Source organism: Zunongwangia profunda SM-A87 (genome assembly GCF_000023465.1).
Taxonomy (GTDB): domain Bacteria; phylum Bacteroidota; class Bacteroidia; order Flavobacteriales; family Flavobacteriaceae; genus Zunongwangia; species Zunongwangia profunda.
Genome location: NC_014041.1, coordinates 32302 through 47799 on the forward strand (window position 1 = coordinate 32302; position 15498 = coordinate 47799).

The 15498-nt window shown below is 36.0% G+C and carries 14 protein-coding genes; 11 read left to right on the forward strand and 3 right to left on the reverse strand.

Annotated features, from left to right (window positions below; translation table 11 throughout):
* Nucleotides 1-13 precede the first annotated feature (13 nt).
* The 4 genes from mnmG to ZPR_RS00160 all read left to right on the forward strand — a co-directional run bounded on the left by mnmG (nucleotide 14) and on the right by ZPR_RS00160 (nucleotide 4137).
* Nucleotides 14-1885: a tRNA uridine-5-carboxymethylaminomethyl(34) synthesis enzyme MnmG gene (gene mnmG, locus ZPR_RS00145; RefSeq protein ID WP_013069546.1), complete on the forward strand. Its 1872-nt coding sequence runs from the start codon at nucleotides 14-16 to the stop codon at nucleotides 1883-1885.
* A 33-nt stretch (nucleotides 1886-1918) separates the two neighbouring features.
* The gene (locus tag ZPR_RS00150; protein WP_013069547.1) at nucleotides 1919-2467 is read left to right on the forward strand and encodes a hypothetical protein; all 549 of its coding nucleotides are present in this window, start codon (nucleotides 1919-1921) and stop codon (nucleotides 2465-2467) included.
* Nucleotides 2468-3295 carry a class I SAM-dependent methyltransferase gene (locus ZPR_RS00155; RefSeq protein WP_013069548.1) on the forward strand — a complete coding sequence of 276 codons (828 nt, stop codon included), beginning with the start codon at nucleotides 2468-2470 and terminating at the stop codon, nucleotides 3293-3295.
* Nucleotides 3296-3570: 275 nt separating this feature from the next.
* Nucleotides 3571-4137, forward strand: coding sequence for an OmpH/Skp family outer membrane protein (locus ZPR_RS00160; RefSeq protein ID WP_013069549.1), 567 nt, complete (start codon nucleotides 3571-3573; stop codon nucleotides 4135-4137).
* Between the two features lie 70 nt (nucleotides 4138-4207).
* Here ZPR_RS00160 and ZPR_RS00165 read toward each other — a convergent pair whose 3' ends face one another.
* On the reverse strand, nucleotides 4208-4609 hold the full coding sequence (locus tag ZPR_RS00165; RefSeq protein WP_013069550.1) for a hypothetical protein: 402 nt from the start codon (nucleotides 4607-4609) through the stop codon (nucleotides 4208-4210).
* Between the two features lie 3 nt (nucleotides 4610-4612).
* A complete protein-coding gene (locus ZPR_RS00170) occupies nucleotides 4613-5767 on the reverse strand; it encodes a DNA polymerase III subunit (RefSeq protein ID WP_013069551.1) in 1155 nt (384 codons plus the stop codon).
* A gap of 69 nt (nucleotides 5768-5836) precedes the next feature.
* On the opposite strand from ZPR_RS00170, the gene ZPR_RS00175 reads away from it, so the two are divergent.
* The 3 genes from ZPR_RS00175 (at nucleotide 5837) to ZPR_RS00185 (ending at nucleotide 9809) form a co-directional block, all read left to right on the forward strand.
* A complete protein-coding gene (locus tag ZPR_RS00175; protein ID WP_013069552.1) occupies nucleotides 5837-7021 on the forward strand; it encodes a phosphoglycerate kinase in 1185 nt (394 codons plus the stop codon).
* A 176-nt stretch (nucleotides 7022-7197) separates the two neighbouring features.
* Nucleotides 7198-8796 (forward strand): lytic transglycosylase domain-containing protein, encoded by a 1599-nt coding sequence (locus ZPR_RS00180; RefSeq protein ID WP_013069553.1) that lies wholly within the window; start codon nucleotides 7198-7200, stop codon nucleotides 8794-8796.
* Nucleotides 8797-8825: 29 nt separating this feature from the next.
* Complete coding sequence (locus ZPR_RS00185) at nucleotides 8826-9809, forward strand: DUF4837 family protein (protein WP_013069554.1); 984 nt, start codon at nucleotides 8826-8828, stop codon at nucleotides 9807-9809.
* A gap of 81 nt (nucleotides 9810-9890) precedes the next feature.
* On the opposite strand, the gene ZPR_RS00190 is transcribed toward ZPR_RS00185, so the two are convergent.
* Entirely contained in the window at nucleotides 9891-10103 is a 213-nt protein-coding gene (locus tag ZPR_RS00190; RefSeq protein ID WP_041578427.1) for a twin-arginine translocase TatA/TatE family subunit, read from the reverse strand.
* Between the two features lie 272 nt (nucleotides 10104-10375).
* Here ZPR_RS00190 and ZPR_RS00195 point away from each other — a divergent pair, with 272 nt between their 5' ends.
* The 4 genes from ZPR_RS00195 (at nucleotide 10376) to ZPR_RS00210 (ending at nucleotide 15495) form a co-directional block, all read left to right on the forward strand.
* Complete coding sequence (locus ZPR_RS00195) at nucleotides 10376-11245, forward strand: M23 family metallopeptidase (RefSeq protein ID WP_013069556.1); 870 nt, start codon at nucleotides 10376-10378, stop codon at nucleotides 11243-11245.
* Nucleotides 11246-11248: 3 nt separating this feature from the next.
* Entirely contained in the window at nucleotides 11249-12748 is a 1500-nt protein-coding gene (locus tag ZPR_RS00200; protein WP_013069557.1) for a GH3 auxin-responsive promoter family protein, read from the forward strand.
* A gap of 2 nt (nucleotides 12749-12750) precedes the next feature.
* Nucleotides 12751-14439 carry a DUF6909 family protein gene (locus ZPR_RS00205; protein ID WP_041578428.1) on the forward strand — a complete coding sequence of 563 codons (1689 nt, stop codon included), beginning with the start codon at nucleotides 12751-12753 and terminating at the stop codon, nucleotides 14437-14439.
* Between the two features lie 66 nt (nucleotides 14440-14505).
* Nucleotides 14506-15495 (forward strand): UDP-glucuronic acid decarboxylase family protein, encoded by a 990-nt coding sequence (locus ZPR_RS00210; protein WP_013069559.1) that lies wholly within the window; start codon nucleotides 14506-14508, stop codon nucleotides 15493-15495.
* The last annotated feature ends 3 nt before the right edge of the window (nucleotides 15496-15498 follow it).

The following is a 15498-nucleotide window of genomic DNA, read 5'->3' on the forward strand; positions in this document are numbered from 1 at the left end:
AATTCTAGATTTTATGTTCAATAAGGAGTATGATGTTATTGTTGTAGGAGCTGGACATGCCGGTAGTGAAGCTGCAGCCGCAGCCGCAAATATGGGTTGTAGTACCTTGTTGGTTACAATGAATTTGCAGAATATAGCGCAGATGAGTTGTAATCCTGCAATGGGTGGCATTGCAAAAGGACAAATAGTACGTGAGATAGACGCTATGGGAGGTTATAGCGGATTGGTAAGTGATACAAGTGCTATTCAATTTAAAATGCTAAATAAATCTAAGGGACCTGCGATGTGGAGCCCGCGGGTACAAAGTGATCGTATGCGCTTTGCTGAAGATTGGAGATTACGTTTAGAGCAAACGCCAAATCTTGATTTTTATCAGGAAATGGTGCATGGTCTAATTATAGAAAATGGCAAAATAAAAGGGGTTCGTACTTCTTTAGGAATAGAAATTAGGGCCAAATCTGTGGTGTGTACCAATGGTACTTTTTTAAACGGATTAATTCATATTGGTGATAAGCAACGTGGTGGCGGTAGAGCAGGAGAAGCTGCCGCAACGGGAATTACTAAAGATTTGATCGATGCAGGTTTTGAAGCAGGTCGTATGAAAACCGGAACTCCTCCAAGGGTGGATGGCCGTTCATTAGATTATTCAAAAATGATTGAGCAACCTGGTGATGAAGTACCCGGAAAATTTTCATACTCGGATGAGACAAAACCGCTAAGTAAACAGCGTTCTTGTTATATGACGTATACCTCGAATGAGGTTCACGATATTTTACGTTCCGGCTTTGATCGTTCTCCAATGTTTAATGGAAGGATAAAAAGTTTAGGTCCGCGTTATTGCCCCTCTATTGAAGATAAGATTAATCGTTTTGCGGATAAAGATCGTCATCAACTTTTTGTGGAACCTGAAGGCTGGAATACGGTAGAGGTTTACGTAAATGGCTTTTCAACTTCCTTACCTGAAGATGTTCAATTTGCTGCATTAAGCTCTGTCGCAGGCTTTGAAAATGTAAAATTTTTTAGGCCTGGTTATGCTATTGAATATGATTATTTTCCGCCTACACAGTTACAACATACCTTAGAAACTAAATTGGTTGATGGTTTATATTTTGCCGGACAGATAAATGGAACGACAGGTTATGAGGAGGCGGCTTGCCAGGGAATGATGGCCGGTATAAATGCTGCTTTAAAAGTGCAGGAAAAAGATCCTTTCATTCTGCAAAGAAATGAGGCTTATATAGGGGTATTGATTGATGATTTGATTACAAAAGGAACAGAGGAGCCTTATCGTATGTTTACCTCCAGAGCAGAATATAGAACTTTATTGAGGCAGGATAATGCTGATTTTAGGTTGACTGAACGTTCTTATAAATTAGGTTTGGCTTCGGAGGATAGGATGAGAAAAATGGAAGAAAAGAAGGAGAAATCTTTAGCTTTTGTGTCTTTTTTGAAAGATACTAGCGTTGTTCCCGAAGATGCAAATCCTGTATTGGCTGACTATAATTCTTCACCTATGAAACAGTCTGATAAGATTTTTAAGATATTTTCAAGGCCTAATATTGCAATGGATGATGTACGAAAATTTCCTGGTGTAGAGGAGTATATTCAGCAGCACCATCTAGATACAGAAATGCTGGAGCAAACCGAAATTCAGATTAAGTATTCAGGATATATTCAGAAGGAAAAAAATAATGCCGATAAGCTTAATCGATTGGAAGATGTGAAAATTCCTAAGCATTTTGATTATTCTAAAATCAAATCTATGTCGTTTGAGGCACGTGAAAAATTGAATAAAATTCAGCCTGCTAATGTATCACAAGCCTCAAGAATTAGTGGTGTAAGCCCAAATGATATTTCGGTTTTATTGGTTTACATGGGGCGTTAAAATACAACGTTCCACGTGGAACATTCTATTTGAATGAGGCAAAAATTTATAATTTCAGGATTATTATTTGTTATTGTAGCGTGCCAGGTTACCACTCATTCGGTACCGGATATCGAAGGGTCGAGAATACTAGAAAATAAAGATCATTTTAATTATTATCTTTTTCAAACAAAATTACAACGGCCTATTGCTAAATCCTGGTTTAAAAAATATCTGGGTTTAAAAAGAGAAAATGATTTAATAAATAGTGAAGTTATTCTTTTTCCAGAGTTAGAAAAAGAGTTTTTGGTTAGCATAATTGTAAAAGACGATCGTGAAGAATATACGGATGTGCCTATTGTAGAAAAAATTTTTGATGGAATTTTAGGAATTGATGATGACGATAAACCAATCAAGAGGGAAGAAGATGAAGAGGAGCAAACCGGGCCCGTAAAATTTTTTGTAAATATTACAATTTCCGATCGAAAAGGTGTCGATCATATTTCAACCTCGTCTTTATATTCCAGTAGAGTTAGAAATTATCTCCAACAATTAGAGAACCATTTTTTCGAATATCAGAAAAATTATAAAGCATTACCTTAAGTGGAAGATTCAACATTTTATTGCAAAGATTATTTAGTAAGTGGGGAAATGTATCGATTGGAAAGATGGAAACATTACGATATTTTAAAAACTGAACCTGTTCCAGAAAATCTTTCAGCATATTATAAAAGCGAAAGCTATATTTCGCATACCGATGCTTCAAAATCTTTTACTGAAAAATTATATAATATTGTAAAAACCTATATGCTTCAGAAAAAAGTTGGATGGATCTTAAAGGAAAAATCTGCCGGAAAACTTTTGGATATTGGAGCAGGTACCGGAGATTTTTTAAAGGCAGCTTCACGTTATTTTAAAGTAGAAGGAGTAGAGCCTAGTAAAGTCGCAAGAGAAAAAGCACAAAAGAAACATCTTAGGCTGAAAAAGAAATTATCAGAAATTTCTGATAAATATAATATAATTACGATGTGGCATGTTTTGGAACATGTCCCTAATTTAGAACAGCAATTTAAAGAATTTCATAGATTATTAAATGATGACGGACTATTAGTCATCGCAGTTCCTAATTATAAAAGTAAGGATGCTGATATTTATAAGGAGTATTGGGCGGCTTATGATGTGCCCAGACATCTTTGGCATTTTTCTAAAAAAGGAATTCAGACATTGTTTTTTGAAAACGGTTTTCAGTTATTTCATTCTAAAGGATTAAAATTTGATTCTTTTTATGTGAGTATGCTTTCTGAAAATCATCGTGCTGATAAACAAAATTTATTTAAGGCCTTTAAAAACGGACTAAAATCAAATTTGTCTGCGGCTCGAAGTGGCGAATATAGTTCGATGGTCTATTTCTTTAAAAAAACCTCCAAATAATCGAAATTAGCCATTTTAAGAGCTTTTTATCTGTTGAATATAAAATGCCCTATTGAAAAACAGATTTGTGTTTACGGGGCTTTTAAATAGCTAAATATTAATAGTGATTATTAATAACTATTTTTGTATTAATAAGAAATATTTATAGTTGAAAGATCAGCCAAATTTTGCCATTTAAGACATCAGTTAATAGAATAGATATTCTTCATACTTAATTTTATAAAGCTTATACTTAAAATACTTTTTTTACATTTGCGGCCAATAAAACTAAAAATATGAAAAAATTAATCGCGATAGGAGCAGTAGCAATTTCATTAATTTCCTGCAACCAGGAAAAAACGGCTTATGTAGATACTACTAAGGTTATTCAGGACTATCAGGAAATGAAAGATGTGGAATCTAAGTTTGAAGCTCGTAGAGACTCACTAACTCAGCTTATCACCGGTCCTCAGCAACAATTTCAGCAAGAAGTTCAGGAATATCAGCAAGGCATGAATTCTATGTCGGCTTCACAAAGACAGGCTAAAGAACAAGAACTACAGCAAAAAGGGCAAAGATTACAACAACAACAACAAATGATTGGTCAGCAATTAAGAAATGATAGCGATACGGCTATAGACGAGGTTGTGGAGAAAGTAAAAGATTTTGTAGCAGAGTACGGAAAAGAAAATGGATACACTTATATCTTTGGAAGTAATGAATCTGCAAATATTATGTATGCCAAAGACGGCTTGGATATTACCGATGAAATTGTAAAGAAACTAAACGAGAGTTACAGTGGAAAGTCTGGTAGCAATGCTGCTGTTAAAAAAACTGAGGAAGATACTACTTCAGCAAAATAAAATATTCAATTTTATAATTTAAAGTCCGGTTTTTTAACCGGACTTTTTTATTTGGTTTGATGCTGAGAAATTACTGTGCCAAAGCGAAGAATCCCAGGATCACCAAAATAAAATAAATGGTAATTCCTGCCGAACTTTGGTAATCTTTAGCCACTCTTTGCCCAATTAAGAGCATCATTAGGCTTATGGCACAGGCTATAAGCGCAAATGGGCTAAAATTAATAGTGATGATCGTAAAAAAATAATTCAGAATCGCTAAAATCAGCATAATTACGGCTATCAGCTCTACAGCAACTAAAATTGGTAAAAGGAAAGCTATTTTTTTTGCTAAAAAGGTATTTTTAAAATGGGATTCCATAAAGGATTTTGTACCCGGATAATCACAAATTTTTTCGAAAAACGACATGAAAAATGTGATAAGTAAAAAGAAGAGTATAAATAATAAGGCAATATTCATATCTATATTTTCCATATTTTAAGCATCTTTAATATGTAAAAAACGGGTAAGCCTTATAGAAAGATCGGTTAGTACGATCTTTGCATTAGCATTTCTTTCGATGTGGTAAATGGCATCTTCAATAGCCTTTGTAATGGGTAAAATATTATTACCATGAACAAAAGGAGCAAATTTTTTAAGTTGGAATCCTTTAGTTTTAGGGGATAGGAAAACAAGAGGTTCAGCTTTGTAATTTAGCATTAATGCTTGTCTAAAAAAATCCAGACAATACAATAAAAAGCTTTTCTGTTTTTCACGTCCCATGGTGGCAATTTCTTCACTCCAGCTAATCAACTCGAGCACTGTGGCCTTATTCCCTTTAGCTTTAAAGGCAGTACGAACCCATTCGATAAACCATTGCTCATACTGGTCGTCTGCCGTGTCTTTTTCTAAAAGATGTAAAGCCCTGGTGTAACTTCCGTTTGATTGATGCGCTATTAAACTGGCTTCCTGCGTATTCATATTTTTAGAAGCCATCAGTTTTTCAGCAATATCTGCTTCTGCCAATGGAGGAAATTTTAGCGTTTGGCATCTTGATTTTATGGTTTGTATAATCTGCTCTTCATCTTCAGCAATAAGTATAAAGATGGTTTTATTAGGCGGTTCTTCAATCAGTTTCAGTAATTTATTGGCTGCTGCAGTATTCATACGATCGGCCATCCAGATAATCATTACTTTTAAGCCGCCTTCATAGGCTTTTAAGGATAAAGATTTTACGATATCCTGGGCTTCATCTACACCAATCTGGCCCTGTTTATTTTCAATCCCAATATGTTCATACCAATCGGTTAAACTGCCATAAGGTCGATGTTGAATAAAACGACGCCAATCTTCCATGAAATTTGCTGATACCGGATGACTTTTTATCGTTTGATTGGTTGCTACCGGAAAAGCGAAATGAAGATCAGGATGCGAGAGATTGGTAAACTTTAAATTACAGGAGGGATTTCCATGCTGGTTCTCGCCATCCTGGTTTTTACATAGTAAATATTGCGCATAAGCAATTGCCATGGGCAAGGTACCACTACCGCTATTCCCAATAAATAATTGGGCATGCGCTATACGGCTGTTATCGGCCGTAGTGGTAAGATGATTTTTAATATGTGGTAGTCCTACAATTTCTGAAAAAAGCATGAGCAAATATAAAAGTTATATGCGGTTTTATATCTTCGGAAAAAATTATATTTGTAATAAACCGAAATTATGAAAACAGTAGACGATTTTAATTTTAAAGATAAGCAGGCTTTAATTCGAGTAGATTTTAATGTACCCCTTAATGATGATCTTAAGGTAACTGATGCTAACCGTATTGAAGCTGCTAAACCAACTATAGTAAAGATTTTAGAAGACGGTGGTAGCGTAGTTTTAATGTCTCACCTTGGAAGGCCAAAAGGAAAAGAAGCGAAATTCTCTTTAAAAAATATCGTAAGTAAAGTATCTGAAGTTATTGGTGTAGAACCAAAATTTGTAGAAGATTGCGTTGGTGCAGAAGTAAAAAAAGCGGCTGATTCTTTACAATCTGGAGAAATTCTTTTACTTGAAAATTTACGTTTTCATGACGAAGAAACTGCAGGAGACGAGGATTTTGCAAAACAACTTTCAGAATTAGGTGATATTTATGTGAACGATGCCTTTGGTACTGCCCATAGAGCACATGCATCGACCACTGTTGTGGCTCAATTTTTTGAAGATAAATGTTTTGGATATCTATTAGCGAAAGAAATTGAGAGCTTAGATAAGGTTTTAAACAGTAAAGAAAAACCAGTAACTGCTGTTTTAGGAGGAGCCAAAGTTTCTTCAAAAATTACGGTTATTGAAAATATTCTGGATGCTATTGATCATTTGATCATAGGTGGAGGTATGACGTATACTTTTATTAAAGCGCAGGGAGGAAAAATAGGGAATTCCCTTGTAGAAGATGATAAGCAGGAATTAGCTCTAGAGATTCTTAAGAAAGCAAAAGAAAAAGGGGTACAGGTACATCTTCCCGTAGATTCTGTGATCGCAGATAGTTTTTCTGAGCAGGCAAGCACACAGGTAGAAGCCGTTGATAATATTCCTGATGGTTGGATGGGATTAGATGTAGGTCCTGAAACTTTAAAACATTTTTCTAATGTTATTGCAGAATCTAAAATAATCCTTTGGAATGGTCCGTTAGGAGTATTCGAAATGGAAACTTTTGCCAAAGGAACGATCGAGCTAGGAAAAGCAATTGCTGAGGCAACCAAGAACGGAGCATTCTCTCTTGTAGGAGGTGGAGACTCGGTAGCTGCCGTAAAACAATTTGGTTTTGACGATAAAGTTAGTTATGTTTCAACCGGTGGTGGAGCAATGCTAGAAATGCTGGAAGGGAAGTCTTTACCAGGTATCGCTGCCATTGGCAAGTAAATCTTTTTTCGAATGATTCATTTTCGATAAAATAAGGTATACTTTTTGATCAAATTTTAACTAAATTTAAGAACCTCGAAATGAACTTTCGAGGTTCTTAGTTAGCGATCAAAATTAAAAGATTAAAAGCAAAATTTAATTCCTAAATTAACAGGTAAAAACGTTCTAAACTAGATATGAAGAAGCAGGTATGTTTATTACTGGGTTTGTTTTCAGTGTTTGCTGTGAGTGCCCAGGAGAAAGAAAAATCTAAAAAGCAGGTCGAAAAAGCTAATTTTAGAGTTCAGATTTTTCAAAAGGTGGATAGTACAGAAATCATACTTGCCGATCCAGATCCAGAGTTTCAGGAAAAGCTACCAATTTCTGCCGTTATTAGAGACTCTTCTAAAGTATCACTGGCTGATATGCCTCAAGCGGCTAAAATCGATTCGGTTTGGCGGGCAGAACTTACCAATTCAGACCTCTATGAAACCATACAAAAATCTATAGCCGAACAGGATTATGATGAAGTTGTTTATGACGAATTACCTACTGATACTTTAAAAGCACGTTTGGCAAGATTAAATGCCAGAACGCCATTTAATATAGAATATAATCCAAGTTTAGAGAGCGTTATAAAAATGTATTTAAAACGCAATAAACAGGCAATGGAACGCTTAATGGCCTTAAGCGATTATTATTTTCCGATGTTTGAGCAGGAACTCGATAAATACGATATTCCCTTAGAGATTAAATATCTGGCGATTGTAGAGTCTGCTTTAAATCCAAGAGCAAAGTCCAGGGTAGGGGCTACCGGTTTATGGCAATTTATGTTTACTACAGGAAAAATGCATGATCTTAATGTGAGCAGTTACGTAGATGAGCGTATGGATCCTGTAAAAGCAACAGAAGCTGCTGCGAAATATCTTTCAACTCTATATAAAGTTTTTGGAGATTGGGATTTGGTGTTAGCCTCCTATAATTCGGGTCCTGGAAATGTTTCCAAAGCTATTAGGCGAAGTGGTGGTTCTACAGACTACTGGTCGATGAGGCGTTATTTACCTAGAGAGACAGCAGGATACGTACCGGCTTTTTTAGCCACATTGTATATTTTTGAATATGCCGATGAGCATAATTTTCAGCCTAAACGGCCGGAGATTCCTTATTTCCAGACCGATACTATTCAGGTAAAGGAGTTATTAACTTTCGATCATATTGCTAAAGTAACTGGGGTAAATAAAGAATTACTTCAATTTTTAAATCCAAGTTATAAGCTGGATATCATCCCGTTTGTAGAAGATAAAAATTATGTAGTTAGGTTACCAAGAACAAAAACAGGAGCTTTTGTAAATAATGAAGCTGCCATTTACCAATACGCCGAACAGGAAATTGCAAATAGGGAAAAACCTTTACCAAAGTACATAGAAACTGAAGATCGAATAAGATATAGGGTAAGAAGTGGTGATTTTTTAGGAAGGATTGCAGAAAAATATGGTGTAGGTGTAAGCAGTATTAAACGTTGGAACAATCTAAGAGGAAACAATATACGGGTAGGGCAATATTTAACAATATATCCGCGAAAACCCGTGTCTGCCAGTCAAAGTGCCACAGCTTCCAGCAGTGCTAAAACAAACAAAAAAGGAGACACAAAACTTTATACGGTACAGCAGGGAGATTCATTATGGAGTATTTCTAAAAAGTTTCCTGGCGTTACGGTACAGAATTTGAGGACATGGAATGATATGAGCAGTACACGCCTTAAACCGGGTATGAGGATTAAGGTGTCTAAAGGCTAGAAACCAAACTTAAATTCAAAACTAATAACATGAAAAAATTAGTATTTCTTGCGCTTTCCTTTCTGATTGTCGTTTCCTGCAAAAAAAAATCTGAAGAGCCGGAATCACGGATCTTAGCAGATTCTTCAGGAAATATCAATCAGCTTTCCGTCATTGTAGATAATAGCCTTTGGGAAGGCCAAGTAGGCGACGCTCTAAGAGATAATCTGGCGGCACCGGTAGAAGGTTTGCCTCAGGAGGAACCTTTATTCAGTTTAAGTCAAATTCCGCCAGAGACTTTCACCGGGTTTGTACGTAGAAGTCGGATTTTTATAAAAATCGAAAAGGGTAAGGATAGTCTGGCAATTATCAAGGATGAATATGCGACACCCCAAACGGGCATTATAATTAGCGGGGAAAATCAACAGCAAATAATAGATAGGATTAATGCATCTTCAGACAGTATTATAGATGTATTAAAAGCCACTGAAATTAAAGAAAAACAGCGAAGGATTGGGAAATCACCAGAGTCTGATGAAGAATTGGAAAAAGCATTTGGGGTTTCTATGAAGTTTCCAACAGCGTATCGTTATGCTGCGCAGGAAGATAATTTTATCTGGATTAGAAAGGAAATACCGAAAGGATTAATGGAAATTTTGGTGTATCAGGTGCCATTAAATACCATTGATAAAGACTCTAGCGTGATTGCCAATATTGTAAAGATGCGAGATAGTATAGGCGAAAAGTATATTCCAGGGCCCGTAGAAGGAAGCTATATGATTACAGAAGAGGCTTACGCTCCTTATTTATTCGAAACCAAAATCGATGGGCATTTTGCTTATGAAACCAGAGGTACCTGGGAAGTAAATAATGCGTATATGGCCGGTCCTTTTGTAAATTATGCTATTCGTGATGAAAAGAATAATCGATATATTATTGCTGAAGGATTTATCTTTAGGCCAGCCAGCAGTAAAAGAGATCATGTATTTGAGTTGGATGCTATTCTAAAATCCTTAAAATTTGATTCCAATTAAATCGAATTTTAATACTGAAACAAATAAAAAAGCCCATTTACTGAAAAAATGGGCTTTTTTATTAATTTTTTAGGAACTAAACTACTTAGGATCTTCAACTTTTTTAGCATCAGAGGCAGAACTGGTAGTGGTATCGTCATCATCTTTAGATGCATCCTTAAACTCCTTAATCCCACTTCCTAATCCTCTCATCAATTCCGGAATTTTTCGACCTCCAAATATTAGTAAAACCACAATTACGATAAGTACGATTTGTGGTGCTCCTATAGCTAACGGTAACATAAATGCATTCATAACTCGATATTTATATTTACAAACTTAACAAGAATAAACCAATATATAAGTTAATATAGACAAAATATATGCAATTTGTTAATTATAATGCTTATAGCTGCGTTGATTAGAACAATTGTTTTGCATTATTTTTATAAAGCTATATTTCTTTTAAATTTTAAAAAAGCTAGGATTTATGCATAAATATCTTCTAAAAGAAGCCAATTTCAATTCTCAGGTAAAACTGTCATTATGCATAAATTTTCCAGTATCTTTGTTTTAGGTTTTTATGTATGTCGAAAAAGAAAAAAAATAAGAAAAAATTTACCAGAAAACTTCTTCATAAATACCGAATGGTAATTTTAAATGAAGATACTTTTGAAGAAAGATATTCATTAAAATTAACCCGTTTAAACGTATTTGTTCTGGTAACTACAAGTGCTATATTATTAATAGCAGCAACTACTTTTATCATTGCTTTCACTCCATTAAGAGAATATATTCCTGGATATTCTTCGCCAAAATTAAAAGAACAGGCAGCGCAATTGGCCTATAAAACAGATTCCTTACAAAATGTTTTAAAACTCAATAATCAATTTTTGGGATCAATAAAGGGAGTACTGTCCGGAGATTTGCAAACCTCAGATCTTAACAGGGACTCTATTGCCAAATTTTCGCAGGAAAACATGGAGGTTGAAGTTATTCCACCTTCTAAAGCAGATAGCTTATTAAGAGAAGAGGTCGCTATGGAAGATAAATATAATATTTTGCCTGGTGCGACAGATGATATTGATTTCTCCCTTTTCCCGCCGGTAAAAGGAACGATCTCTGAAGGCTATGATGCTGAAGAAAAACATTATGCCGTAGATGTGGTAGTGCCTAAGAATTCACCGGTAAAATCTGTTGCCGATGGGCGGGTTATTTTTGCGGAATGGACCACCGAAACCGGTTATGTAATTATTGTAAAGCATGATTATGGTCTAATTTCAGTGTATAAACATAATGCCTCTTTAACCAAAGAACAGGGTGATTTTGTAAAAGCCGGAGAGGTAGTCGCAACTGCCGGTTCTACCGGAGAATATACCACCGGCCCGCATTTGCATTTTGAATTATGGAATGAAGGAAACCCTGTAAACCCAACCGATTATATTGATTTTGAATAGTCTATGTCTTTAAAATCCTTTGCAGCTAAAATATTCGCTAAAACCGTAAGAAAGAAAATCCAGGCCTGGTCCTCGAAGCCTGTTGAAGTTCAGGAGAAAATTTTTAATGAATTAATTTCTAAAGCGAAAGACACCAGTTTTGGTAAAGATCATCATTTTGATCATATAAAAACCCATGCCGACTTTGTAGAGAAGGTACCCATAAGGGACTATGAAGATTTACGAGCCTATGTAGATAAAATGGTGGCCGGTGAGGAGGATATTTTGTGGCCTGGAAAACCGCTATATTATGCCAAAACTTCTGGTACTACCAGTGGCGCAAAGTACATCCCGATAACCAAAGAAAGTATGCCAACACATATTGAAGCGGCAAGAAATGCTATTCTTTGTTATATCGCTGAAACCGGAAAAGCGAAGTTTGTAAATGGCAAAATGATCTTTTTACAGGGAAGTCCAGAACTTACTGAGAAGAACGGAGTAAAACTAGGCAGATTGTCTGGAATTGTGGCGCATTATGTGCCTGGATATCTTCAGAAAAACAGGATGCCGAGTTGGGAAACCAATTGTATCGATGACTGGGAAACTAAAGTTGATGCCATCGTTGAGGAAACTCGAGACCTGAATATGACCGTGATAAGCGGAATCCCTAGCTGGGTGCAAATGTATTTCGAAAAATTAGAGCATAAAACCGGTAAAAAAATAGGGGATATTTTTAAGAATTTTGAGTTGTTTATTTATGGTGGCGTAAATTATGAGCCTTATCGCTCAAAATTTGAAAATCTTATAGGCCGAAAAGTAGATAGCATCGAATTATATCCTGCATCTGAAGGCTTTTTTGCTTTCCAGGATAGCCAAAGGAAAAAAGGAATGCTACTTCAGCTTAATAGCGGTATTTTTTACGAGTTTATTAAAGCGGAATCATTTTTTGATGAAAACCCTAAGAGGCTTACCATTGCAGAGGTAGAGCTTGGGGTAAACTATGTAATGATCATTAGCACCACCGCCGGTCTTTGGGCTTATAATGTAGGTGATACCATACAATTTACGAGCTTAAAACCATATCGAGTGATGGTTTCGGGTAGGATTAAGCATTATATTTCGGCTTTTGGAGAACATGTAATTGCAAAAGAGGTAGAAGAGGCGATGCAAGTAGCATCAGAAAAAACAGGCGCCAGAATTAATGAATTTACGGTGGCCCCACAGGTAAACCCTGTAGCAGGAGAATTGCCGTACCACGAGTGGTTTATAGAGTTTGAAAAAGCGCCTGAAAATTTAACGAATTTCAGGAATATCCTGGATCAGTCTCTTCAGCAGCAAAATTCGTATTATTTCGATTTAATAGAAGGGAATATTCTACAACCGGTAAAAATCACTAAAGTCCCTAAAGAAGGATTTCAGGCCTATATGAAGTCCATTGGAAAATTAGGCGGTCAAAATAAGTTGCCAAGATTATCAAACGATCGTAAAATAGCAGATGCTTTAGAAGCAATAATAAAAAAATAAAAATTTTGAAGTTGAAAACAGACGGAAGAACAAGAGCGCAGGAAAGTACCAACGCGATAGAACGTATGTATATTACCATGAGACACCTTTTTAATAGAGGGTTTTATAAACCTATGGGTGTTTCTGGAGAAACTTTAAGAGAAGGCTTATTGGCCTTACGACCTGAAATATATGGCTCTGTAGCAGAAGATAAGGCTGAGCTTAATGGATTGTTATACGTTTTAGAACGTCTTCCTATAGGGATCGAGCAGTGTCGCTATATCAATCTTACCAGTGACGAGGGATACGGAGATTCTCATTTTCAGCCTATTGTGCCGCCAAAACGTCGAAGAAATTGCTATCGTATAGATGAAGAGCAAATGAATATCGAGATCACCAGAGGCCGATCTGAAATCTATGATATTCTTACACATCTAACCTTCTTATTTATCGAATCGCATAAAATTATGAGACGTGTGGTTATCGATGAAGATGGTAGTGTAACCCGAGACTGGAAAAAACTTGAAGCGATCGTGCTTTCTAAAGAAGACATCGATAAGGCCGAGCGTGAAGTAGCTTTAACCCACGCTGCTAATATTTTAGGACGTACTTTTTATGAGGTTTCTAAGATCTATCCCAAGTTTTCTACACCAAATAATCCAGAGCAGTTTTTGCATATTATTTACTGGATGGGAAAACTGGCGATTGAAGAAACCGTAAATAATGATAAAAGAATCATCACTTTTAGTCCTATTCTTAGAGAACGTTTAGGACACCATATTCACGGGGAGGTATGGGCAGATAAAATCAAGAAATATCTGGTAGAAGAGCAATTATTACAGCGGCCTATTCATATTATCAGCGCCAATATGCATAGTGTAATGAATACGCTTTATGCGCCATTAGCACTAAAAGCTGAGATTAAAAAGAAAAATATTCTTCAGATTTATGAAACGCTGAGTGATTCATCGAACGGGCAGGTTCGTCAAAAAGTTTCGAAATCTGCTCTTTCTGGTGGGATGAAGTTTATAGAGGATACCAGTGGTACCAATATCGATGTTCAGGTTTTTGATACCGCAAAACTGGAAGAAGGTTTTAGAAATAAAGGTTTTAAATCCCTAAAAGAAGAAGAAAAGCCGGTAATAATCGTGATGGACTACGCCTTTGGAGAACAGGCTTATGAAACCATGGATGAACTTCTTAAACCTTATATTCTGGATGGTGAAGAGATAAAAATGAATGTAAAATCAGTTTCCATCATGGGAAAGGCTGGTATTTTAGAAGGTGGCAAAGGTGATATAATGATTCCTTCAGCCCATATTTTTGAGGGTACGGCCGATAATTATCCTTTTAAAAACGAATTGAAAAAAGATGATCTTGAAGGTCATGGAATAAAAGTAGTAGATGGTAGTATGATTACCGTTTTGGGAACATCCTTACAAAACCGTGATATTCTTAAGTTTTTCCACGATTCTACATGGAATGTAAGTGGTCTTGAAATGGAAGGAGCGCATTATCAAAAAGCCATACAGGCAGCCAGTAAATTAAGAAAAAGTATTGCTGAAGATGTGAAGGTAAGATACGCGTATTACGCATCTGATAATCCATTAGAAACCGGAAGCACTTTAGCCTCTGGCGGGTTAGGAACAACAGGTGTTAAACCAACATATTTAATAACCGAAAAGATACTGGAGCAAATCTTTAACTCTTAGGCTTGTGTCGTAAATTGAAACTGAAATGTTTTCTGAGTGATTTTTAAATCGATTAATAAAAAGTAAATGGGCAAAACTGTATTAATTACAGGAGCAGCAGGTTTTTTAGGTTCACATTTGTGTGATAAATTTATTAGTGAAGGTTTCCGTGTTATAGGAATGGATAATCTTATAACGGGTGATATTCGTAATATAGAGCATCTATTTAAAAACAAGGATTTTGAATTCTATAACCATGATGTAACCAAATTTATCCATGTTCCCGGAAAATTAGATTACATTCTTCATTTTGCGTCGCCCGCAAGCCCTATTGATTATCTAAAGATTCCTATTCAAACTTTAAAGGTAGGCTCTTTGGGAACACATAACTGTTTAGGGCTGGCAAAAGAAAAAGGAGCCAGAATACTTATCGCTTCAACTTCTGAAATTTACGGAGATCCACTGGTGCATCCACAATCTGAGGATTACTACGGAAATGTAAGTACCATCGGGCCACGTGGGGTCTATGATGAAGCCAAACGATTCCAGGAATCTTTAACAATGGCTTATCATCGATTTCATGGCTTAGAAACCCGCATCGTAAGAATATTTAATACGTATGGGCCAAGAATGAGGTTAAATGACGGCCGGGTAATTCCTGCATTTATTGGTCAGGCACTAAGAGGAGAGCACTTAAGCGTTTTTGGAGATGGATTGCAAACTCGCTCTTTTTGTTACGTAGACGATCAGGTTGAAGGGATTTACAGATTACTCTTTAGTGAGTATGTCGAGCCGGTAAATATTGGTAATCCAGACGAGTTAACCATAAAAGATTTTGCGGAAGAGATTATTAAGTTAACCGGCACCAATCAAAAAATCGTATATAGAGAATTACCAAAAGACGATCCGTTACAACGCCAGCCTGATATAACAAGGGCTAAAGAGATTCTTGGTTGGGAACCTAAAGTTTCCCGGGAAGAAGGGATGAAAATCACTTATAATTACTTCAAAAATCTATCGAAAGAAGATTTACTGAAGAAAGAGCATAAAGATTTTAGTAAGCATAATAGAAAATAAATA

Coding starts and splice junctions, on each gene's coding strand:
- mnmG (WP_013069546.1), top strand. CDS start 14: ATGTTCAATAAGGAGTATGATGTTATTGTTGTAGGAGCTGGACATGCC.
- ZPR_RS00150 (WP_013069547.1), top strand. CDS start 1,919: ATGAGGCAAAAATTTATAATTTCAGGATTATTATTTGTTATTGTAGCG.
- ZPR_RS00160 (WP_013069549.1), top strand. CDS start 3,571: ATGAAAAAATTAATCGCGATAGGAGCAGTAGCAATTTCATTAATTTCC.
- ZPR_RS00165 (WP_013069550.1), bottom strand. CDS start 4,609: ATGGAAAATATAGATATGAATATTGCCTTATTATTTATACTCTTCTTT.
- ZPR_RS00170 (WP_013069551.1), bottom strand. CDS start 5,767: ATGCTTTTTTCAGAAATTGTAGGACTACCACATATTAAAAATCATCTT.
- ZPR_RS00175 (WP_013069552.1), top strand. CDS start 5,837: ATGAAAACAGTAGACGATTTTAATTTTAAAGATAAGCAGGCTTTAATT.
- ZPR_RS00180 (WP_013069553.1), top strand. CDS start 7,198: ATGAAGAAGCAGGTATGTTTATTACTGGGTTTGTTTTCAGTGTTTGCT.
- ZPR_RS00185 (WP_013069554.1), top strand. CDS start 8,826: ATGAAAAAATTAGTATTTCTTGCGCTTTCCTTTCTGATTGTCGTTTCC.
- ZPR_RS00190 (WP_041578427.1), bottom strand. CDS start 10,103: ATGAATGCATTTATGTTACCGTTAGCTATAGGAGCACCACAAATCGTA.
- ZPR_RS00195 (WP_013069556.1), top strand. CDS start 10,376: ATGTCGAAAAAGAAAAAAAATAAGAAAAAATTTACCAGAAAACTTCTT.
- ZPR_RS00200 (WP_013069557.1), top strand. CDS start 11,249: ATGTCTTTAAAATCCTTTGCAGCTAAAATATTCGCTAAAACCGTAAGA.
- ZPR_RS00210 (WP_013069559.1), top strand. CDS start 14,506: ATGGGCAAAACTGTATTAATTACAGGAGCAGCAGGTTTTTTAGGTTCA.